The following is a 22,624-nucleotide window of genomic DNA, read 5'->3' as shown; positions in this document are numbered from 1 at the left end:
CGCCCGCCTTGCGTGGCAAACGGCTGCGGGCGTACACATAGGTGCGCCGCTACGGAGTAAAGCCGCTTGCAAATCACGAACAGCCGCGCGGGACGTCTGCCCTGCGCGGCTAGGGGAAAATCACAGCATCAGTGCAAACAGTCCACCCTGCACGCTGCGGCCGATAAAGGCCACGAACCGAGTCGTTTTCGTGTCGTACCAGTCAGAGAACGGTACGCGGGACGTTGTCTCGTGTAGCTCTTTGGCAACCGGCGCAATCAGCGCGGCACGCACGGCCGGGTCGTCCGCCATGCGGGCGGTCCAGCAGATCCAGTCGGACTTGGTGTAGTCCGCGCGGGAATCCAGCGGCAGGCCGTAGGTGTTGATGCGCGGCAGATAGCTGGCGGTCTCGGCGGCGTAGAAGCTGTCGGGCAACAGGCCGAGGTGCAGCACCTTGTCCCACAGCAGATTGTACTTCATGCTCCAGCCCTGGCCGTCCAGTGTCAGCGGGGTGTTGCCTTTATCGCCGATTTTTTCCAGCAAGTGGGCGGCCATCGTCTTGGCCTGGGCGGTGCAGCTCTCGTCGCCGGTCAGGCGGGCATAGCAGGCCACGCCCACAATGGCCTTGGCGGCCAGATTGACGTTGTGTGCCAGGTGCCCGGCAAAGTCGTCGGTGCACAGCTGCTCGGCAGGGTCCTCACCATATTGTACCAGATACTTGACCCAGTTGTCCAGCAGCGAGCGGTACTGATCGGCCAGTGCCTTGTCCGCGCCAAAGGCGCGGGCGGCCTCCAGCATAATCAGCATATTACCGCACTCTTCCACCGGCATCTGGTAGCGCGGATCCCACACATCCGTACCGGCAGGGTACAGGTAGTACGGCGGGTGGCTGGCCGTGCGGCCAATGGGTTTGCGGGCAGCGTAAACCTGGCCGGTGGCCAGCGGGTAACGGCCGACATCATGCGGGGCAAAATCGCAGTCCCAAACCGGCATGGAGGCAAATTCCAGCACCGGGCGGCAGAGGGCATTGACGAGCTCGGGGCAGTAGTGCAGGAACAGCGGGATGGAGGGGTAGCTCACATCCACCGTGCCGATGCAGCCGTTGGAATCGTTCTCCTTGGAGAGGAATGCCATCTCGCCCTTGGGCGTGGCGATAAGCTTGTGCGCGGCAAAGGTGTGCCGCCAGGCGGCGTTGACGATATCCTCGTAGTCCTGACCGCCGGCTTTCTGAGCATCGTTGCTGACGGTCTCATCCATGGCAGCACAGCGCAGCAGGATCTCGTCAAAGTGCTTTTGGGCGTAAAGGATGGCATCGGTGATCTGGCGGCCATCACGGCGATACCATGCCTTGCACAGATCGCCGAAGTAGTTGATGGAGGCAATATCGTCATAGGCGATGACGGCCTGCGCGGGCGCACCGCCCACGGTCAGGCTGCAGGTGGTCTGCACGCCGTCGCCGACGGCCTTGACAACGCCGTCGGCGCTCAGGTACAGGTAGCCCCAGTCGATCGTGATGTGGTCAGCGGAGTGGCTCAGCGGCTTCTGGGTCTCCTGGCCGATGTAGACGGTCTGCTTTGTGCCCAGCGTATACGCGCCGTCGATCATATTCGGGCGCAGCTCACCGTCATAGCAAAGCTTGTCGGACAGGTGCAGCTTGACCTGCACGTCGTGTGCCTTGCCGTCGGTGGCCTTGGCGCTGAATGTGACCAGTGTCAGGGGCATACTCAGCAGATCCAAATCGTCGGGCAGGGCGGGAGTGGCAAAGGTGGTTTCGAGCTGCACGCCGCCAAACTCGCTGACAAAGCGGGTGCGGGTGGCCGTGACTTTCAGTTCGGTCAGCGCGGCCTCCGGCTCTGCACCCTCGCCCAGGAAACGGCAGGCAGCACCGTCCACGGTCAGCACACCGCGGATGGACTTGGCCGGGCCGCTCCAATGGCAGGTGTCGGTCTGGGTCATCGTGTCAGCGGGCATCCAGATGGAAAGATAGGGGTCAGACGCCACCAGTGGGATGGCGGGAAGTCTGTCGATACAGAGCATACGCAAATTCTCCTTGTTGAAATGTGGAAAACTCAGCCTTTCAGACCCTGGATGGAGATACCCTCGACAAGGTTCTTCTGGAAGAAGAAGAAGAGGGTCAGCACCGGGACAAGGGAGGCAGTGGACATGGCAAATGTTGCGCCGTAGTCAGACATCGAGCTGTCGTTGAACATCTTCAAAGCGTAGGCAACGGTGTAAGTGGCGGGCTTGTTCAAGTAGAGCAGCGCACCCATGAAATCTTCCCAGCTGCCCATGAAGGTCAGCACGCCGACAGTGACGAGGGAGGGCACAATCATCGGGACGATGATGCGGAAGAAAACGCCGTACCAGCTGCAGCCGTCGATCTTGGCGGCCTCGTCCATATCGCGGGGGATGCCGCGGATGAACTGCATGATGAGGAAGATGTTGAAGCCGCTGGCAAAGAAAGACGGTACGATCATCGGCAGATAGCTGCCGACCCAGCCCATTTTGTTGAACAGGACAAAGCGGGGGATCATCATGACCTGACCGGGAAGCATCATCGTAATGATCATCAGCACGAACCAGACGTTGCGGCCCTTGAAGCGGATGCGCGCCAGACCAAAGGCGACGAGCGCCGAGGAAATCGTCATGCCGATGGCGGAAAGAATGGCGACGAACAGCGAGTTCTTGAAGAACACCGTGAAGGTGTAGCCGCCAAAACCCTGCCAGCCCTTGATGTAGTGTTCCAGCGTGGACTGGGCAGGGATAAGGGAGGTGGCGGTGGTAAAGATATCACCGTTGGGCTTGAAGGACGAGGCAATCAGCCACAGCACCGGGTAGAGCATCAGGAAGCTGACAAGCAGCATCAGCACATGGTAGATGGTGGTACTGACCGCACGCCGGCGAGACATGCTGGGGGAAATGTATTTCATCAACATAGTCAATTACCGTCCTTCCGATTCATAGTAGACCCACGCGCTGGAGGAGCGGAAGATCAAAGCCGTGAAGAAGGCGATGATCAACAGCATGAACCATGCCATGGCGCTGCCGTAGCCCATCTCAAATTGGTTGAAGGCCTTGTTGTACAGGTAGACACCGTAGTACAGGGTCGTGTTCAGCGGCTTGCCGCCGGTGATGAGGTAGCTGGAGTTGAACGCCTGAAACGCGCCGATGACCTGGTTGATGAGGTTGAAGAAGATGATGGGGGTCAGCATCGGCAGCGTGATGGAGAAGAAGCGGCGCACAGGGCCGGCACCGTCCACGATGGCGGCCTCGTGGTAACTCTGGGGAATGTTCTTGATGGCGGCCAGGAAAATCAGCATCGAGGAGCCGAACTGCCACACGCCCAGGGCAATCAGGGTGCCCAGCGCGGTCTTGGGGTTGCCCAGCCAGGCGGTGCTGTCCGGCAGGCCGAAGAAGCCCAGCACCTGGTTGATGACGCCCTTGGGGGAGAACAGCTGCTTCCACAGCAGGGCGATGGCAACGCTGCCGCCCATCAGGGACGGAATGTAGAACGCGGCGCGGTAGAAGCTGGTCAGTCGGGTAGAGCGGGACAGCACCAGCGCGACGAGCAGTGCGACTGTCAGCTTGATGGGCACCTGGATCAGTGCAAACTTGAAAGTGACTTTGAAGGACGTCCAGAACAGATCATCCTCCAAGAACATCTTCTTGAAGTTGTCAAGGCCCACCCACTTGGGGGCGGACAGGATGTTGTAGTTGGTGAAGGCCAGGTACAGCGAGGTGAAAAAGGGAATGGCAGTGAACACGATCAGACCGATGATAAAGGGGAGAATAAAGACATAGCCTGCAACATTGTCCCGATCAAGCCAGCTGCCGAGCTTGTGGGAAAAGCCGTCTTTCTGTTTCATGGCAATGGCTCCTTTCATGGAATGTGGGGTGATTCAAAGAATCGCGCCGAAGGGAAAGACCTCCGACGCGATCAAGGAGAAGAAAACTTTTAAAAGAAGAAGGGGATAAGGAAGAAAATCAAATCTTACTCAGCGCTGGCCAGGATGGCGTTTGCTTCGTCCATGAACTGCTGGGCAGCAGTGGGCAGGTCGGTGATCTCGCCGTAGCGGACCTGGTCGGAGTACTGGCTCAGCAGGTCAGAGATCTCGGAGTGCTTTGCCGGGTCGGGGTTCATCAGCGGGGAAGCCATGTTGGGCTGGCTGACGTAGTCAACAAACTCAACGACCTGCTTGCCGACCTCGTCCAGAGTGGGGGCGACATACTCGCGCATCTCAGAGGAGATGGGAACGGCGCGCTCGATACCAACGATATCGTAGCAACTGGTGTCATTGGCGAAGTAGTTGATGAAGCGAACCGCGGCGTCCTTGACATCGCTGTCTGCAGCAACGCACCAGAACATGGCGGGCTTCAGATAGGTGGCGGAAGCGGTGGCGTCATCGGTGTTGGGAATCATGACCATGCTGATGTCCTTGCCGGTAGCATCGCGGTAAGCCTGCAGCTCATTGGAGTTCTGGTAGCGGCTCCAGGAGTCCATGACCATCGAGTCAAAGGCAGTGGTGGCGGTCTCTTCACCGATCATCAGACCCCAGCCCTCGTTCTGAGCATCCAGTGCCAGCTGCCACATATCCACGATGTACTTCGGATCGTCGAAGCCCAGGGCAGAAGCGTCGTCATTGTAAAGGTTCATGCCGTAGTTGCGCAGGCGGAAACGCAGGTTATCCGCAGAGCAGCTGGTCACGAAAGTATCGCGCAGGCCGGTGGCCTCATAGACTTTCTTGGAAATGTCGGTATACTCGCTCATCGTCGGGTTCATCGGCATCTCGATGCCCAGGTCATCCAGAATGTCCTTGCGGTACAGCATGACGGGGGCGTTCGTGCCGGTGGAGACGGCGTACAGCTTGCCGTCGATCGAGCCGGAGTCAATGACGCTCTGGGCAACGTTGCTCAGGTCAAGGCTGCCGTCGGCAACGTAATCATCCAGCGGTGCCATAACGCCGTTTTCAACGTACTGTGCCAGCTTGGCGTAGTCCATCTGGAAAACGTCGGGGGTCTGGCCGCCGGCGACCTGAGCGGGCAGCTTGGTCCAGTAGCCGTCCCAGTCAGAGTAGTCCATCACGACTTCAATGTCGGGGTTCTCTTCCTGGAATTTCTCCAGCATCTGGGTGGTCAGCTCATGGCGGGTCTGAGAACCCCACCACAGGATGTTCAGCTGGGTCTTGCCGTCCGCCGTCGTGCTGGCGGAAGAAGCCTCTGTGCTGGCATTCGTGCTGTCAGTGGAAGCTGCGGTGGAATCCGCGGCGGACTCGGCAGCAGAGCCGCAGCCGGTGGCAACGCTGGCGACCATCATACTGGCGCATAGGGTTGCGAGTACTTGTTTCTTTTTCACGTGAAGCACCTCCATGTGTTTCTTTTTGTTGTCATCATTATAGCCAAAAGTTTTGCGAAACTGAATTCACTTTTTCGATTTTTTGGTATGTTTTTCCGGGATGTACCCAGAAAAAACAGAAAAACCGCCGGAAATCGGCGGCTTTTGGGTGGGCGGTGCGGGTTTACCCCTGCCCGGTCTGCTCGTCCAGCTGCTTGCGGTAGTCCTTGGGAGTCATGCCAGTGTATTTGCGGAACAGCTGGCTGAAATAGTGCGGGTTCTCGCCCAGGCCGACTTTCTCGGCAATTTCGTAGCTGTGCAGCGAGGGATCACTGCGTATCAGCAGCTTGGCGTGTTCCATGCGGATGCTCAAAAGCTGGCTGCTGAATTTCTGCCCCACAGAGCGGGTGAACTCGCGGCCGATGTAGTCGGCGTTCATATATACTACATTGTCGGCAATATATTGCAGGGACAGCGCCTCGTCGGCATAGTGGGCGTTCATATAGGCAAGCATCTGCTGCACAAAATCATTGCTGCGGGCAGCACCGCCCTCCTTGCGTAGGCGCAGCAGGCTGCGCACGATGAGGTCTTCCAGCGATTCACGGTCGCGCAGTGCGTCGGTGATGACATTCATACCCCACTCGGTCTGGCCGCTGCCCATGCTGCCGGTCACAACGGCGATCAGCGTTTCCTGCAAAAGGCTGGGGTCTTCCACTGTTTTGACCAGCTCGCCAACCTGGCGCTTGATCTGGTCGGCATTCAGGCCGCTCTCCCGCAGGGCGTTGAAGCTGTCCACCAGCGATTTGATGCGCTGGCGACGCTCATCATAGAGATACAAAACCTTTTTGCGGTTTTTGTCAATGTTCGTGCAAGCACGGCGCAAGGCGTTCTCCAATTCCTCCTGGTCGCAGGGCTTAAGCAGATACTCGATGACACCGTATTTGAGCGCCTCTTGCGCGTACTGGAAGGTATCATACCCCGACAGCACGATACATTGCAGCATCGGGTGCAGGGCCACGGCACGCTGCACCAGTTCCAGGCCGGTCATGCCCGGCAGGCGGATGTCTGTCAGCAGGATATCGGGCATATCGTCGGTCATGCTGTCCAGCGCGGCAATGGCGTTCGGGCAGGAGGCTGTCATTTTCAAGCTCAGCTTTTCCCAGTCGATCATCCGCTCCAATCCCTCGCGTATGATGGGTTCATCATCGACCAATAACAGTTTGTACACGGTGTTCTCCCTTCTTTTCTCCTGTACCGCGGGGCGTTGAGAAATCCGCCCGGGGTGTTTCAGGTTTCTCCGGCCTTGTATCCGGCAGATGGATGATGATCTGCGTGCAGCCGTCCTCGCAGCGGATGCGCAGGCCGTACTCTTTGCCAAAGGTGTGCTGTACACGCTTGTGGATGTTGCGCAGCCCGATACCAAGCCCCTCGGGCTGGACCTCGCCGCTTTCCAGCTTGGTCAGAATATCCTCGTCGATGCCGGGACCGTTGTCCTGCACGATAACGTCTATGCCGTCCGGAACTACATTGCCGCTGATGCGGATAATGCAGGTGTCCAGCATATGCTCGGCGGCGTGGTGGATGGCGTTTTCCACCAGCGGCTGCACAGTCATGGCCGGGATGTGGCAGGGCATGACGGCATCGTCCACGGCGTACTCCACCTGCAAACGCTCACCGTAGCGTATCTCCTGGATGCTCAGGTAGTCGCGCACGGTCTGCAGATCCTCCCGCACGGTGACGACGTCGCGCTTGTCGTTGAGCGAGGCACGCAGCAGTTTTCCCAGCGACGAGGTCATAACGGCAATGCGCTTGTCGCCGGAGTTCTGCGCCAGGCAGTAGATGGATTCCAGCGTATTGTATAGGAAGTGCGGGCGCACCTGAGCGCGCAGCTGCTGCATCTGCTTTTCCTGCAAAAGGTGCTGCTGTTCTTCTTTTTCGTGGTTGACGCGGGTCCATTCGCGGGTCATCCAGTCAAAGCCGCGGTGCAAATCGCCGATCTCATCAAAACGGTCTTTGTAGCAGGCACTCTCCTGGGTGGAGATCGGCTCACCGCTGATGGCAAAGGCGTCGAATTTTTGCATCAACACCTGGAAATGAACCAGGATGCTGTTGATCAGCCCGGTGCTGACGGCTACGACCAGCAGCGCCGCCCCCAGGATGCAGAGGATGGTGACGCTGACCGCAGCCAGCGTTGTGGTGCGGATGCCGCTGTAATCCACCAGGGTCACATATTTCAGCCCGTTGGTGGCGGTGTACCGCACGCAGAGAACCGGCTTGCCATCGGATTTCATATAGGTGTAGCCGTCCTCGCCCATGCCCAGCGCACGGATGCCCTCGTCACTGGCGTACAGGCAGATCCCTTTATTATAGACCGCACAGCGCGGCTCTACGCCCAGACTGCCCATGGCCTGGCTGTACTGCTCGACCAACGAGGGAAAATCTACCTCGATGAGCATATAGCCGAGGTTGTCCAGCGTCATGTTCTCCATCTCGCGGATCTCGCGCACCAGAAACAGACGGGAGGCGTCGCCGTTCTCCTCGGTCAGCCAGACGAACCGGCCCTGCCGCCAGGCAGCTGCGGTCATGCGTTCATCGGTCAGCTCGTTCGCGCCGCTGGACGCCCGGAAAAAGTGGCTGTATGTGGTGCCCCGCGACGTGCGCAGCTGAAAGCTGACCGTGTTGGAGAACCATAGGCTGTAATACGCCGCGCGGCTGGCGACGTTGCGCTCTGCCTCAATCCAGGTCAGCGTGCCCGGGGAAGCATCTTTTATGATGGCCAGATTTTCCTGCAGCGAGGAATCCGTCAGGATGCGGTAGCTGATATCCTCATAGTTTTTCATCTCGTGCTTGATCTGCTCGGCATAAAGGGAGATCATCTGGGAGCTGCTCTCGTACAGCTGCTCGTCGTAGGCGCGCAGCGGAATCAGCAGCGTCGCAATGGCGTCCACGCCGATGATGACGATGCCGACCAGCAAAATCAGCAGAAATTTCGCCCGCAGATGCAGGTTCTGCCAGAACGTTTGAAGCTTACGCATGGAGGACTTCCTTTTTTATATTTATTGTATTTATAGAACGCTGTGCGCTGCGGTGGTCGATTTATACTATAATTTATACTATAATACATCTATAAGTGTGACCGTTTCCATACACCTGCGTCAAGTCAAAAACTTGATTTTTCGGTACAAAAATCCGATGTGTGTCCCGAAAATTCATAAAAAACCACGCAAAAGTCGAAATTTTACCGGTAAAGTACGGATTTGTGAATTGCACACTGCCCGGCAGACGAGTATGCTAAACTCAAGGCGCGCTGTGCGCATTTAGATTGTAGCACAACGCAAATCAGGTTTCCAGCATGAAACACTTTGATTGCATTTGTTCAAAACTTGTAAGGGGGCATACCATGGAATTACTTCATTCCGAATATAAGGATCGGATTGCACACTGGCAGCGCGTGCTGGCGCAGGACTTCTACCGCCCAGAGGGGGAAATCGCCTTTGAGGGCTTTACCACGATGGATCACCTGACGCCCGAACAGGCGGTGGACGGCGGCTTCCGGCCTGTGCCGGTGGGCACGGTCTGGGGGCACACCTGGGAATATCTGTGGCTGCGCGCTACGGTCACGCTGCCGGAAGAAACCGCAGGCAAGGCCGTGGCCATGTCGCTGGATATGGGCGGCGAGGCCACGCTGTTCGTCAACGGACAGGCTTTCGGCACCCGTCGTGCCGAGTGGGTCAGCGTGCCGCACCACTATATCAGCGATAATGTGCTGACCCGCTGCGCTGAACCGGGGCAGAAGTTTGACCTGCTGTTTGAGGTCTACGCCGGACACTATTTCCCCGATGTGGGTGGCTGCTGCACCGGCCCCGTGCTGCCCGGCACGCTGGGAGACCCCAAGGCCGAGGGGAGCCGCACCCGGGTGGGCCGCAGCACCTTCGGCGTCTGGAACGAGGACGCCTACCAGCTGTGGATGGACGTATCCACCCTGCTCATGCTGATGGACGAACTCCCCGAGGATTCGCTGCGGGCGGCCAAAATCGCCGACGGCCTCGAAGAATACACCCGCATCGTGGACTTTGAGCAGCCGCCCGCCGCCCGGGACGAGAGCTACCGCAAAGCCCGCGCTGCCCTGCGCCCGCTGATGCAGGCCCACAACGGCAGCACCGCGCCGCTGATGGCCGCCATCGGTAACTCTCACCTTGATCTGGCATGGCTGTGGCCGATGGCCGAGACCCACCGCAAGACCGCCCGCACCTTTGCCGCGCAGCTGCGCCTGTTGGACCGCTACCCCGAGTACCGCTATATCCAGAGCCAGCCCGCCGCCTACGAGATGTGCCGCGAACACTACCCGGAGCTGTATGCTCGCATCAAACAGGCCGTAAAAGACGGCCGATGGATCGCCGAGGGCGCAATGTATGTCGAGCCGGACACGAATATGCCGTCAGGCGAAGCGCTTGTGCGGCAGCTGGTTCTCGGCAAGCGGTTCTATAAAGAAGAGTTCGGCGTGGACAGCAAGATGCTTTGGCTGCCGGATACCTTCGGCTATTCCGCTGTGCTGCCCCAGCTGCTGGCAAGCTGCGGCGTAAAGTATCTGGTCACGCAGAAAATCTTCTGGAGCTACAACGAGGGCGATCCGTTCCCCTACCACTACTTCAACTGGAAGGGCATGGACGGCAGTCAGGTCGTATCCTTCCTGCCAACCAACTACACCTACCGCACCGACCCCAAGGAGCTATGCGGCGTCTGGAAAAACCGCGTGCAGAAGCGGCATCTGGAAGATTTCCTGATTCCCTTTGGCTACGGTGATGGCGGCGGCGGCCCCTGTCGCGATTACATCGAGTACGCCCTGCGCGAAAAAGATCTGGAGGGTATGCCCCGGGTCGAGATGATGTCGCCGCTGGATTTCTTTGACGATTTGCAGGCCAAGGGCGGGCCGAAGAACACATGGGACGGCGAACTGTACTTCAACGCCCACCGCGGCACTTACACGACCCAGGCCGCCGTGAAGAAAAACAACCGCCGCAGCGAGCACGCCCTGCACCACATGGAGCTGTGGGGCGCACTGGCTGCCCAACGCGGCCATGCCTACAACGCCGCCGAGGCCGAGCGCCTGTGGAAAGTTCTGCTGCTGCACCAGTTCCACGATATCCTGCCCGGTTCGTCCATCGCCCGCGTGTACACCGAGGCAAACGCCGCCCACGCTGCGCTGCAAAAGGACGCCGCTGCGCTGTACACCGCCGCCCGCCGCGCTCTGCTGACGCCCAATGAGAACGCCGTGACCGTCTTTAACGGCCAGGGCTTCGCGCGGGAGGAAATCATCGACCTGCCCGCCGCTTTTGCCAACGGTGCGAAAACCGCCGAGGGCGAGACTGTGCCGGTCTGTGCGGGCAAGGCGCGGATTACGCTGCCCGCGTTCGGCGCGGTGACGCTGCTGCCCGCCGCCAACGGCACAGCCCCGGCGGCTGTGACCGCCACGGCTACCGCCGACGGCGCGATCCTGCGCAGTGACCGCGTGACGCTGACGTTGGACCGCGAGGGGCATGTGACCGGCTACACGCTGGATGGCCGCGAGATGACCGCAGGCCGCCCGATGAACGTGCTGCGGATGTACAAGGATGTGCCCCGCATCTTCGATGCCTGGGATATCGACAGCAACTACCGCGAACAGGATTCCTGGACCTCCACGGCGGAAACATTTGAAATTGTAGAGGCCGCCGGTTTTGCTGCATCGGTGCGATGGACCGGGAAGATCGGCCATTCCACCGTCGCGCAGACCATCACGCTGTGCGCAGACAGCCCGGTGGCCGAGTTCGATACCACCGTCCAGTGGCACGAGCTGCACCGCCTGCTGAAAGTCGAGTTCCCGGTGGATGTGCGTGCGGAGAATGCGTACCATGAAATTCAGTTCGGCTATGTCGAGCGCCCGACCCACCGCAGCCGCGGCTATGACCAGCAGCGGTTTGAGGTCTGCAACCACCGCTACACAGCCCTGGCCGACAACGCCCACGGCTGCGCGGTGGTAAACGACTGCAAGTACGGTGTCGGCGTGGAGCAGAACAGCATCGAGCTGACGCTGCTGCGGGCAGCGGCCTCACCCGAGATGGGCACCGACCAGGGCGAGCAGACCTTCCGCTACGGCTTTACCGCGTGGAACACGTCTTTCGCCGAGGCACCCATCGTGCAGCAGGCGGCAGCGTTCAATGATGCACCGTTTGTTGAACTTGGCGGTGCGCTGCACGCATTCTCCGCCTTTACCACCGATGCGAAAAATGTTATCCTGGATACAGTCAAGCCCGCCGATGACAGCAGCGGGGATATCATTCTGCGCGTCTACGAGAGCAAAAAGGCCGACACGTTCTATCATATCCAATCCGGCCTGCCGGTGCAGGCACTTGTACCCTGTGATTTGATGGAAAACCCTATCGGCGAGGCCGCTGCCGCGGATGCCCAGCTGCACGTCAAGCCGTTTGAGGTGCAGACGTATCGCGTGAAATTATAAATGACTGGAGGAATTTTCATGTCCAACCAACGCCCGCGCATTGTGCTTGTGGGGGCGGGCGGGTATGGGCGGCTGTATGTCGAGACGATGGCCCAGCGCGATTACGGCGCGGACCTGGCGGCCATCTGCGATATCGACCCTCATCTTGCCGACCGCATACCCATCATCCGGGAACAGAGTATCCCGATCTACCCTAGTCTCGAAGCCTTTTTTGCGAACGATACCGCCGACCTTGCAGTACTCGTCTCGCCGGTGCATTTCCACACCGATATGGTGCTGCTCTGTCTGGCGCATGGGCTGAACGTTCTGTGCGAGAAGCCCCTCTGCCTGACTACCCAGGAGGCCGAGACGATGCGCACAGCCGCCCAAAAAGCCGGGCGGTTCCTCTCCATCGGCTACCAGATCGACTACCGTCGCGACGTGCTGGCTCTGAAGCAGGATATCTTGGCCGGGCGGTTCGGCGCACCCAAGCGCATTGCCGTCTACCACGGTTTCCGCCGCGGCGCAAACTACTACGCCCGCAACGACTGGGCCGGGCACATCACCTGCCATGGGCGCGAAGTCTTTGACAGCCCCTTTACCAACGCCTGCGCCCATCATTTCCAGATGCTGACGTTTTTACTGGGGCCGACGATGCGCACAGCCTGCGATATCACCGGCGTACAGGCCGAACTGTACCGCGGCAACCCGAACGTGGAAAACTACGATGTGGCGGCACTGCGGTTCAAAATTGCCGGCGATACGCCGATTTTGTACTACACTGCCCACCCCATCCGCACCGAGTGCTGGGGTCCGGTGGGCGTGATGGAGTTTGAAAAGGCGACCATCACCTACACTGGGGAAAAGCCGGTGTTCCATGGCGTGATGGCCGATGGCACGCCTTTTGACTATGACGCGGTGGCCCCCGGCGGCGATATGCAAAAGCTGGTGGACGCCATCACGGCCACCGTCACCGGCGAGCCGCCCATCTGCGGCGTTGAGGCTGACCTGCCCCATATCCACGCCGTGCGCCTTGTGCAGCAGAACCCCATCACCCCCATCCGCCCCGAACTGGTTGAGCGGGTGGAGCAGGACGGCGACTGCTTCTATTTTGTCAAAAAGCTGGAAGAAACGCTGGCCGACTGCGCCAGACACTGGGCATTGCCCGGCGAGCTGGGCATTAAGCTGGGGTGAGCCTTGACCCCTGCAAGAAACAGAATTGTCCAAAACAGGGGCAGAATAGGTCAATCCGCGCCGCCCGGGTGCAAAACCCTGCGTGGACGGCACTGTAAAGCTGCACAAACATAAAGGCACTGCTTTGTGCAGCTGGCCAAAAAATCCTGCCGCAAAGACAGAGACCGCTCTTTATACTGTAAAAAATACACGAAAACGCGCTGTAAATTTTGGCGGATTCCGCCAACGGAGAGAGAAAAGGAGAAAAGGACTACAAAATTGTACAAATTTGGGAGAGAATAGTCAGAGAGAACCCGGGCTTTCCTGTGATAAGATGAAGATGCAGAAACAAAGGGGGCGCTATCCGGAGAGCGCCCCCCTGAATACAGAATCATACAGGATAATCCAAATCACGAAAGGAAAGCCCATGAAATCGATTGATGTGTTTTGCCATCTGATGCCGCCGGAATACGCGAAAATCTGCATGGCAGAAGCCCCCAACAAATCCCATATGTTTGTCCGGGCGCTCAATGTGGCGTCCATGTCCAACATGGACGCCCGCAACGAGGTGTTGAAAGCCTTCCCCGGGTACAAGCAGATCCCCAACATCGTTTCCCCGCCGGTCGAAACCTTTGCCGGGCCGGACAAATCCCCCCGCCTGGCTGCCATCGGTAACGACGAGATCAAAAAAATCGTTGAGGCCAACCCCCAATTTTACGAAGGCTTTATTGCCGGCATCCCGTTCAACAATGTGAAAGCCTCGGTCGAGGAAATCAAGCGCGCCAAGGATATGGGTGCCAAGGGCATCCAGATCTACACCCACATGAACGGCGAGGCCATCGACACCGAGAAGTACTGGCCCATCTACGAGGCCTGCGAAAAGTACGATCTGCCCATCCTCATCCACCCGGTGGGCGGGCAGATGGTGCCGGAATTCCCGAAGGAGGATCGCTCCAAGTACGAGCTGTGGTTCACCATCGGCTGGCCGTATCAGACTACGGTCGCTATGATGCGCCTTGCCTTCTCCGGCATTTTTGAGGATTTCCCCAATATCAAGATCATCACTCACCATGTCGGCGCTATGATCCCGATGCTGGAAGGCCGCATTGAAAACGGCCTGAAGATGTACGGCAGCCGCACCGCGCCCGAACTGCGCGATGAGCTGACCAAGACGAAGATGAAGGGCGCACCCATCGATACCATACGCAAGTTCTATGCGGACACGGCGTCCTTCGGTTCGACCTCCGCCATCCGCGCGGGCATCGATTTCTTCGGCAGGGATCACATCGTTTTCGCGACCGATATGCCGTTTGACCCCGAGCAGGGGCCGGGCTACATCGACCGCACGCTCAAGTGCATTGACAATCTGGGCTTGAACGAGGATGATAAGGCAGCCATTCTGCACGGCAACGCGCAGCGGCTGTTCCATGTATAAGGGGGATATTATGGCTACTCTGATTTCGGTTCTGACGAACCAGTTCTTTCTGATTTTTCTCGCTATCGCACTGGGCCTGCTGCTGGGCAAAGTGAAAATCGGCAACTTCTCGCTGGGCGTTTCCGGCGGTATCTTCTCCGGCATTGTGCTGGGCTATATTGCACAGGCCTGGGCCAAGGGTGTGCAGGAGGGCGAGCTGGGCTACGCCAGCGCGGCTTCGGTGCTCAAGACCGGCGTTGTCAGCAATTTGTTCTTTACATTTTTCCTGATGCTGTTCCTTGTCTCCATCGGCATGAAGGTCGGCGGCAGCATCGGCGCTATCTTTAAAAAATACGGCGCTAAGTTCGTCGTCATCGGTGTGATGATCCCGGTCATCTCGATGGCCGTCGCGCTGGTCGCCTACCATCTCGTGTTCAAGAACAGCCCCGCAGTCGGTGAGTTTGAGACCATTGGTATGTTCGCCGGTGCTATGACCTCCACCCCGGCTTACGGCACCGCGCTGGACGCTGTCGGCAAGGTCGTTGCCGGTGACGCGCTGGAGGCTGCATCCTCCGCCATCAGTCTGGGCTACACCGTGGCCTTCCCCATCGGCGTGCTGGTCATCGTTGTGATGATCTCTGCCCTGCCCAAACTGTTCGGCATCGATGTGGCCGCTGAAAAGGCAGCCTACGAAAAAGAGCTGCAGGAGAGCGCTAGCAACGAGAAAAAGCTCAAGGACGGTCCTCTCGACTTTATGGTGCTGGGCTTGGTCGCGGCTGTCGGTATCCTGATTGGCAACATCAAAATCCCCTTGGGCGGCTTTGGTGAGTTCTCTCTCGGCGCTGCGGGCGGCATCCTCGTCTCCGCACTGATTTTCAGCTATATCGGCAAAATTGGCCCCATCAACTTCCGCATGGATCAGAAGGCGCTGGGCATCCTGTACCAGACCGGCCTGACCTTCTTTATGGCCGTTGTCGGCCTGCGTTACGGCTATGACGTCGTCAACTCCCTGATGGGCTCCGGCCTGCAGCTGGCCATCGCCGCCGTCTTTGTCGAGGCCATCGCGGTCCTCATCGCCTTTATCGTCGGCCACAAGGTATTCAAAATCAACTGGATCATCCTCAGCGGTGCAATCGCCGGCGGCTGCACCTCTGCCCCGGGTCTGGGCGCCGCCATCAGTGCCACCGGCTCTGAGGAACCCACCGCCGGTTACGGCGCAGCACAGCCCTTTGCCATCCTGGCAAATGTTTTGCTGGCAACCTTGTTCTTCAATATTGTATAATAGGGAAAACGACCCTTTACGCAAGGAGAACTGAATTATGGAAGACGTCCGGATTGAACACAGATACAACGCGTCCGACTTCAAACTGGGAAACCACCACGAAAATGTCTACCAGATGCTGCTCATCACCAATGGCCGTATCCGCTACCGCGTAGGCAGCAAAACCTACGAGACCGGCCGCGGCGGGATACTTGTGCTGAACACGCTGGAGGAACATGACCTGGAAGTGCTGGAATACCCGTATGAACGCTACATGGTCCGTGTTCAGCCGGACTTTTTCCAGAATGAGGTAAAATATCCCGAGGTCATTGCGGCCTTTATCAAGCGGCCGCCGAACTTCTCCCACCTGATTACGGTGCCGGAGCCGGTCTGGAACTATCTGTATGATATCGTTCTGGAAATGGAGCGGGAATACAACGCCAAGAAAAAATATTGGGAGCTGTATGTGGGCGCGGACCTGCGCAGAATGTTCATCACGATTTACCGCGAGTGCGCGGATGTTATGACGATGAAGATAGGCCACAGCGTTACGGTAGCCTACAACATCATGAATTATATCAACCACCATTTTGCCGAGGAAATCACCGTAGACAAAATTGCGGCGGAATTGTACCTGAACAAAAACTATATCGCCCATGTATTCAAAGAGGAGACCGGGTACAGCCTGATCGGCTATGCCATCGCCCTGCGCATCAACCGTGCCAAGGTGCTGCTGACCAAGACGGACAAGAGCATCACTCAGGTGGCGGCGGAGTGCGGGTACGACGATTTCACCTATTTTTCCCGCCAGTTCAAAAAGTCCACCAGCCTGACACCCAGCGCCTACCGCAAGACCCATGCGGATGAGGACGAAGAACAAAAGAGGTAATACAATGCCACAAGAAAAATTTCACTATAAATCGTTAGAAGAAATCAAGCAGCGTGCCGCAGAGCTGGGGGTTGACCTGCCCTTTGCAGCTGACACCCACGCGCTGGCGCAGCCGCTGACCGTGCGTAATATTACCTTCCCGAACCGTCTGGGCATCGCGCCCATGGAGGGCGCGGACTCAACGCCCGAAGGCGCACCCACCGAGTATACGACCCGCCGCTATGTCAACGAGGCTATCGGCGGCAGCTCGGTCATCTGGTTCGAGGCAATCTCCATTGTGGAGGAGGGACGATCCTCCCAGACGCAGCTGCTGCTGACCCGCGACACGCTGGACGAGTTCAAGAAGATGACCACCGCCGTCAAGGAGGCGGGCCTCAAGGCCAACGGCTATGCGCCGTATTTGATCATGCAGGCCAACCACAGCGGCCGCTACTCTAACCCCGGCAACAAGCCTGCCCCGATGATCGCCTACCGCCACCCGATTCTGGAGCAGTACCGCGCCGCCGATGATTCCTGCATCGTGACGGACGACTACCTGAAAGGGCTGGAAGAAAAGTTCGGCGAGGCGACGAAGCTTGCCAAGGAGGCCGGTTTCGACGCCGTCGACATCAAGAGCTGCCACGGCTACCTGCTGGCAGAGCTGGCATCCGCCTACAACCGCCCCGGCGAGTACGGCGGCAGCTTTGAAAACCGCTTCCGCCTGCTGAAAAACGGCATCCGCGCCGCCAAGGTGTACGAGGACGACAGCTTTATGGTCACGGCGCGCGTCGGCATCTACGACGGCTACGCCTACCCGTGGGGGTTCGGTGTCAGCCCGGAGAGCGGCATGACGCCCGATTGGACGGAACCCATCCGCCTGGTGCGCGATTTGCACAACGAACTGGGGCTGAATATGGTCAACCTGACGATGGGCAACCCCTACGCCACCACCCATGTGACCCGCCCCTTCGACTTTGGCAAGTATGAACCGGACGAACATCCGTTTGTTGGCCTGTCCCGCATGATCCACGGCATTGGCGCAGCGAAAAAGGCGGTGCCGGAAATGACGGTTTGGGCATCTGCACCTACTTACCTGCGAGCCTATGCGGATCTGTTCAGCGCAGGCGCGGTCGAGCAGGGCCTGTGCGATGGTATGCTGTTCGGCCGCATGGCCTTTGCTGACCCGGATTTCGCCAACGAGATCGTCAAAAATGGCCGCATCGACCCTAAGCGGGTCTGCCTGACCTGCGGCAAGTGCGGCGATTTGATCCGCGCGCACAAGCCCACGGGCTGTGTCATCCGCGACAGTAAGACGTTTATGCCGTTCTACAAGGAATTCTTGGAGATCAAAAAAACCCAGCCTGCGAACTTCCGCGGCTGATGGAGAGGGTGTACTTATGAAAAAAACTGCCATCGTCACCGGGTCCAGCCGCGGCATCGGCTTTGCCATTGCCAAGCAGCTTGGGCTGGATGGATACAATATTGTTATGGTCGCCACCGGCCCGCAGGAGAAAAACCAGCATGCGCTGGATGAGCTGAAAACACAGGGCATTGACTGCGCCTATGTGCAGGCCAACATCGGCAGCGCCGACGACCGCAAGAAGATTCTGGACGGCGCACTGGCCGCCTTTGGCCGCGTGGATGTGCTGGTTAATAATGCAGGTGTTGCTCCCAAAGTCCGCGCCGATTTGCTGGATATGAGCGAGGAAAGCTTTGACTATGTTGTCGGCATCAACACCAAGGGCAATATGTTCCTGACGCAGCTGGTGGCCAAGCAGATGATTTCGCAGGAACCTGTCGATGGCCGCAAGGGTGTCATCGTCAATGTGTCCAGCTGCAGCTCGGTGGTGTCCTCCACCAACCGCGGTGAATACTGTGTCTCCAAGGCGGGTATCTCGATGCTGACGACGCTCTACGCCGACCGCCTGGCTGCTGAGGGCATCCTTGTCAACGAGGTGCGCCCCGGCGTTATCGCCACCGATATGACCAGCAAGGTGCAGGGCAAGTATGATGCCTTGATTGAAAAGGGCACCTTCCCCATCGCCCGCTGGGGCACGCCGGAGGATGTGGCCGGGGCCGTCAGCCTGCTGTGCAGCCCCCGCCTGCGCTACACCACCGGCAACTACATTGATGTGGACGGCGGCTTCCATATCCAGCGCCTGTAAGGGAGCAACGAGATGGAAAACGAAATTTTCCGCGCCGGAAATTATACCGCCAAGGTCGTCCGCTGCAACACGGCCATCGTGGGCAGCGGCGCGGCGGGCTTCAACGCCGCCGACCGCCTGTGGCAGCTGGGGCAGCATGACATCGTCCTCGTCACCGAGAACCGCGTCGGCGGCACCAGCCGCAACACCGGCAGCGACAAGCAGACCTACTATAAGCTGACCCTGTCCGGGGGTGACCCCGACAGCGTGCGCGAGATGGCCGACACACTGTTTGCGGGCCGCTGCGTGGATGGTGATATTGCCCTGTGCGAGGCCGCGCTCTCGACCCAGTGCTTCTTGAAGCTGGTCGAGCTGGGCGTGCCGTTCCCTCGCAACCGCTACGGCGAGTACATCGGCTACAAGACCGACCACGACCTGCGCCGCCGCGCGACGAGCGTCGGCCCCTACACCAGCAAACAGATGACCGAATGTCTGGAAGCTGCCGTGCAGGCCAAGGGCGTGCCGATGCTGGACAAGACACAAGTCATCAAAATTCTGACGGACGGCGGTACGGTTTGCGGCCTGCTCTGCCTGAACACGGCTGCGCAGGACGCCGCCGACCGCTTTACGCTGATTCGATGCAAAAACGTTATCTGGGCCACCGGCGGCCCCGCCGGTATGTACGCCGACAGCGTCTATCCCTTCAGCCAGTATGGGGCCACCGGCCTTGCGCTGGAAGCAGGCGCAAAGGGCAAAAACCTGACCGAATGGCAGTACGGCCTGGCATCGGTCGCGCCGCGGTGGAATGTGTCGGGAACGTATATGCAGGTGTTGCCGCGGGTCTACTCCGCAGCGGCGGACGGCAGCGGCGAGCGCGAGTTTTTGATGGACTTTTTCACCGACGCGCACGATATGCTCAGCAAGCTGTTTTTGAAGGGCTACCAGTGGCCCTTTGATGTGCGCAAGGTTGCCGACGGCAGCTCCATCATCGACATCCTTGTGTATCTGGAAACCTGCAAGGGACGCAAAGTCTATCTTGATTACCGCACAAACCCCGCGGGCGGCGCGTTTAGCTATGACGCCTTGCTGCCCGAGGCGCGCGAGTACCTGACCCGCGCCGGTGCCTGCTTCGGCACGCCGATTGAGCGGCTGGCGCATATGAACCAGCCAGCCATCGATTTTTACCGTGATAAGGGCGTGGATTTGTACACCCAGCCGTTGGAGATCGCCCTCTGCGCCCAGCATAACAACGGCGGCATTGGCATCGACTGCTGGTGGCAGACCGATGTGAAAGGCCTGTTTGCCGTGGGTGAAGCCGCTGCCAGCCACGGCGTCTACCGCCCCGGCGGCACGGCGCTGAACGCCGGGCAGGTGGGCAGCACCCGCGCGGCACAGTACATTGCCGCCCGCTGCCAGGGCGATGCGTCTGCCTGCTTTGATACGGCAGCCGCCGCTGCCCTGACCGAGATGGCTGCGCTGGCGGATGCCTGCCGCGCCGATACCGGCAATGTGCGCGCCCTGTGGCAGCACGCCGCCGAGGGCATGAGCCGCTGCGGTGCGGCCATACGCGACCCGGCGCAGATACGCGCCTACGGCAAACAGGTGGAAGCGCAGCTTGCCGGCTTTGCCCAAACGGTCAAGGCGGGCAGCCGCACCGAGCTTGCCATGGTCTACCGCCTGCGCGATATGCTGCTGAGCCAGCACGCCTACCTGACCGCCATGGAGGACTATACCGCCCACGGCGGCAAAAGCCGCGGCAGCGCCCTGTACACCGACCTGACGGGCGGGGTCAAGCCGTTTGCCCAGCTGCCGGATACCTTCACCTTTGCCTTGGACGAAACCGAAGCCCCGCTGATTCAGGAGCTGTGGTTCGAGGATGGTACCTGCCGCACCGGCTGGCGCGCCCCGCGCCCCATCCCCGAGGATGACGACTTTTTTGAAAACGTCTGGCGCAGCTACCGCGAAACCGGCAACATATACTAAAGCAAGCGCAGCTTCGTGAAAAGCTGCGCTTTTGTAAAAGGAGTGGGAACTTTGTTTACTATCATCAAACGGCGGGAGCTGAACCTTACCGTAACCGAACTTTGCATCCATCCCCGGCTTCATCAAGCATGTCGCCGAGGGCGACTTTGAGGCCGCCTACAACGTGATTGCCCAGTCCAGCGCGCTGCCCGCCGTCTGCGGACGTGTCTGCCCGCAGGAGCACCAGTGCGAAGGCAAGTGCGTCCGCGGCATCAAGGGCGAGGCTGTCGGCATCGGTCGTCTGGAGCGCTTTGTTGCCGACTGGTACCGCAACAACGTACATACCAAACCCACCGCCCCCGCGCCCAACGGCCACAAGGTCGCGGTCATCGGTGCCGGCCCCTCCGGTCTGACCGTTGCGGGTGATCTGGCCAAGCTGGGCTACAAGGTTACCGTCTACGAAGCCCTGCATGTGGCCGGCGGTGTTCTGATGTACGGCATCCCCGAGTTCCGTCTGCCCAAGGACATCGTCCAGCACGAGGTCGAGGGCCTGAAGGAACTGGGCGTTGACATTGAAACCAATATGGTCATCGGCAAGGTGCTGACCATCGACGAGCTGATGAACGACTACGGCTTCGAGGCTGTCTATGTCGCGTCCGGTGCCGGTCTGCCCCGCTTTATGGGCATCCCCGGCGAGAGCCTGAACGGCGTTTACTCCGCCAACGAGTACCTGACCCGCGTCAACCTGATGAAGGCGTACAAGGAGGATTCCCGCACGCCCATCATGAAGAGCAAGTCTGTCGCTGTTGTCGGCGGCGGCAATGTTGCCATGGACGCCGCCCGCTGCGCCAAGCGTCTGGGTGCCGAGAATGTCTACATCGTCTACCGCCGCGGCATGGCCGAGCTGCCTGCCCGTAAAGAAGAGGTCGAGCACGCCGAGGAGGAGGGCATTGTCTTTAAGACGCTGACGAACCCCACGGAAGTGCTGGGTGACGAGAACGGCTGGGTCAAGGGTATGACCTGCGTGGAGATGGAACTGGGTGAGCCGGACGCCTCCGGCCGCCGCCGCCCCCTCGTCAAGGAAGGCAGCGAGTTCGTTCTGGACGTTGATACGATGATCATGGCGCTGGGCACCAGCCCCAACCCGCTGATCCGCTCGACCACGCCGGGTCTGGACGCCGACAAGCACGGCTGCCTGATCACCAACGGCCCCGACGGCCTGACGAGCCGCCCGATGGTCTACGCCGCCACGGTCATTCTGGCCATGGGTGCCGGTAAAGAGGCTGCAAGAGCGATCGACGCGGCGATTCAAGCGGGGAAGCCGTGTTGATTTAATTATACCAGAGACAAAAATCACAGTGCAATCGTAAGTTGTACTCTCCGGTGTTAAGTTGTACGCATTACGGCAAGATTCCAGTGGAAAAAATCCGTTTTTTGTAGTTTTACGGATAGGATACGATAGTATCTTAGTAATTTATTTAGTTAGTTATTTATTTGTGCAGGATTTACCTGTACAGGGAAATCCCGTTCAGGTAAATGCCTTTGCGGTAAAATAAAAAATCCCCGGAAAGCGGGGAATTTAGGGCGCTATTTGGCTGGACAGGCACCGTGTCGATGCGTTGCGAACGTACCCAAACAGAGGCGTTTCTCGCGGCGACAGGGGCGGTGTGCGGGGATGTTGCGGGTTGGGTTTGCATACAACTTCTTGCTATGGAGTAAAACTTATATATTAGTTTGCTGGGCTTTTCCTGTGTGAGAACCCCGTGATATCAGTATCCCAATTTTGCAATGAGACCAAAACTGTGCATTTATTTGATTGGTGCGAGTCAGAATCCGTTTCACCGATTTGCCCCCAAAACTGCCCCCAAAAGGGTTTGGAACGGTTTAGCACCGTATAGCACCCTTTTGTACACATGGGACAAAATCCGTTCTGAGCCTTGGTACGCAATACCACCAAACCCAACAAAACAGCAGACCAACGCACAAATTTTAGATTTCTCATAACCCGGAGGTCGC

14 protein-coding genes and 1 pseudogene are annotated in these 22,624 nt (G+C 58.9%); 9 read left to right on the top strand and 6 right to left on the bottom strand.

Translation table 11 applies throughout. The annotated features are described in order from the left end of the window. Positions 1 to 120: 120 nt before the first annotated feature. The 6 genes from ACZO0A_RS06825 to ACZO0A_RS06800 all read right to left on the bottom strand — a co-directional run bounded on the left by ACZO0A_RS06825 (position 121) and on the right by ACZO0A_RS06800 (position 8,346). Positions 121 to 2,016, bottom strand: coding sequence for a glutaminase domain-containing protein (locus tag ACZO0A_RS06825; protein ID WP_486846179.1), 1,896 nt, complete (start codon positions 2,014 to 2,016; stop codon positions 121 to 123). 32 nt (positions 2,017 to 2,048) lie between these two features. Continuing rightward, the gene (locus ACZO0A_RS06820; protein WP_368043160.1) at positions 2,049 to 2,915 is read right to left on the bottom strand and encodes a carbohydrate ABC transporter permease; all 867 of its coding nucleotides are present in this window, start codon (positions 2,913 to 2,915) and stop codon (positions 2,049 to 2,051) included. 6 nt (positions 2,916 to 2,921) lie between these two features. Continuing rightward, positions 2,922 to 3,845 carry a carbohydrate ABC transporter permease gene (locus tag ACZO0A_RS06815; RefSeq protein ID WP_486846178.1) on the bottom strand — a complete coding sequence of 308 codons (924 nt, stop codon included), beginning with the start codon at positions 3,843 to 3,845 and terminating at the stop codon, positions 2,922 to 2,924. Between the two features lie 125 nt (positions 3,846 to 3,970). Beyond that, positions 3,971 to 5,332, bottom strand: a complete 1,362-nt coding sequence (locus ACZO0A_RS06810; protein ID WP_486846177.1) for an ABC transporter substrate-binding protein — start codon at positions 5,330 to 5,332, stop codon at positions 3,971 to 3,973. 163 nt (positions 5,333 to 5,495) lie between these two features. Beyond that, positions 5,496 to 6,539, bottom strand: a complete 1,044-nt coding sequence (locus tag ACZO0A_RS06805) for a response regulator (protein ID WP_215692770.1) — start codon at positions 6,537 to 6,539, stop codon at positions 5,496 to 5,498. Beyond that, positions 6,514 to 8,346: a sensor histidine kinase gene (locus tag ACZO0A_RS06800; protein ID WP_486846176.1), complete on the bottom strand. Its 1,833-nt coding sequence runs from the start codon at positions 8,344 to 8,346 to the stop codon at positions 6,514 to 6,516. The genes ACZO0A_RS06805 and ACZO0A_RS06800 overlap by 26 nt, the downstream gene beginning before the upstream one ends. 365 nt (positions 8,347 to 8,711) lie before the next feature. Between ACZO0A_RS06800 and ACZO0A_RS06795 the strand changes: the two genes are divergently transcribed. The 9 genes and pseudogenes from ACZO0A_RS06795 to gltA form a co-directional block, all read left to right on the top strand. Further along, positions 8,712 to 11,807, top strand: a complete 3,096-nt coding sequence (locus ACZO0A_RS06795; protein WP_486846175.1) for an alpha-mannosidase — start codon at positions 8,712 to 8,714, stop codon at positions 11,805 to 11,807. 18 nt (positions 11,808 to 11,825) lie between these two features. After that, positions 11,826 to 12,980 carry a Gfo/Idh/MocA family protein gene (locus ACZO0A_RS06790; protein WP_302375781.1) on the top strand — a complete coding sequence of 385 codons (1,155 nt, stop codon included), beginning with the start codon at positions 11,826 to 11,828 and terminating at the stop codon, positions 12,978 to 12,980. Between the two features lie 406 nt (positions 12,981 to 13,386). Then, entirely contained in the window at positions 13,387 to 14,394 is a 1,008-nt protein-coding gene (locus ACZO0A_RS06785; RefSeq protein WP_302375780.1) for an amidohydrolase family protein, read from the top strand. Positions 14,395 to 14,404: 10 nt separating this feature from the next. Then, the gene (locus ACZO0A_RS06780) at positions 14,405 to 15,655 is read left to right on the top strand and encodes an aspartate-alanine antiporter-like transporter (RefSeq protein ID WP_486846174.1); all 1,251 of its coding nucleotides are present in this window, start codon (positions 14,405 to 14,407) and stop codon (positions 15,653 to 15,655) included. Positions 15,656 to 15,692: 37 nt separating this feature from the next. Then, positions 15,693 to 16,523, top strand: coding sequence for a helix-turn-helix domain-containing protein (locus tag ACZO0A_RS06775; RefSeq protein WP_302375776.1), 831 nt, complete (start codon positions 15,693 to 15,695; stop codon positions 16,521 to 16,523). Between the two features lie 4 nt (positions 16,524 to 16,527). Beyond that, the gene (locus ACZO0A_RS06770; RefSeq protein ID WP_486846173.1) at positions 16,528 to 17,883 is read left to right on the top strand and encodes an oxidoreductase; all 1,356 of its coding nucleotides are present in this window, start codon (positions 16,528 to 16,530) and stop codon (positions 17,881 to 17,883) included. A gap of 16 nt (positions 17,884 to 17,899) precedes the next feature. Next, positions 17,900 to 18,667 (top strand): 3-ketoacyl-ACP reductase, encoded by a 768-nt coding sequence (locus ACZO0A_RS06765; protein ID WP_308132287.1) that lies wholly within the window; start codon positions 17,900 to 17,902, stop codon positions 18,665 to 18,667. A 12-nt stretch (positions 18,668 to 18,679) separates the two neighbouring features. After that, on the top strand, positions 18,680 to 20,629 hold the full coding sequence (locus tag ACZO0A_RS06760; protein WP_486846172.1) for an FAD-binding protein: 1,950 nt from the start codon (positions 18,680 to 18,682) through the stop codon (positions 20,627 to 20,629). 109 nt (positions 20,630 to 20,738) lie between these two features. Beyond that, positions 20,739 to 21,938: pseudogene (gltA, locus tag ACZO0A_RS06755) on the top strand (NADPH-dependent glutamate synthase); the annotation flags it as partial. Positions 21,939 to 22,624 lie beyond the last annotated feature (686 nt).

It is taken from the genome of Gemmiger sp. (genome assembly GCF_057431175.1).
The sequence above is the reverse complement of the archived record's forward strand: the minus strand, read 5'-3'. Positions and strand labels throughout refer to the sequence as shown.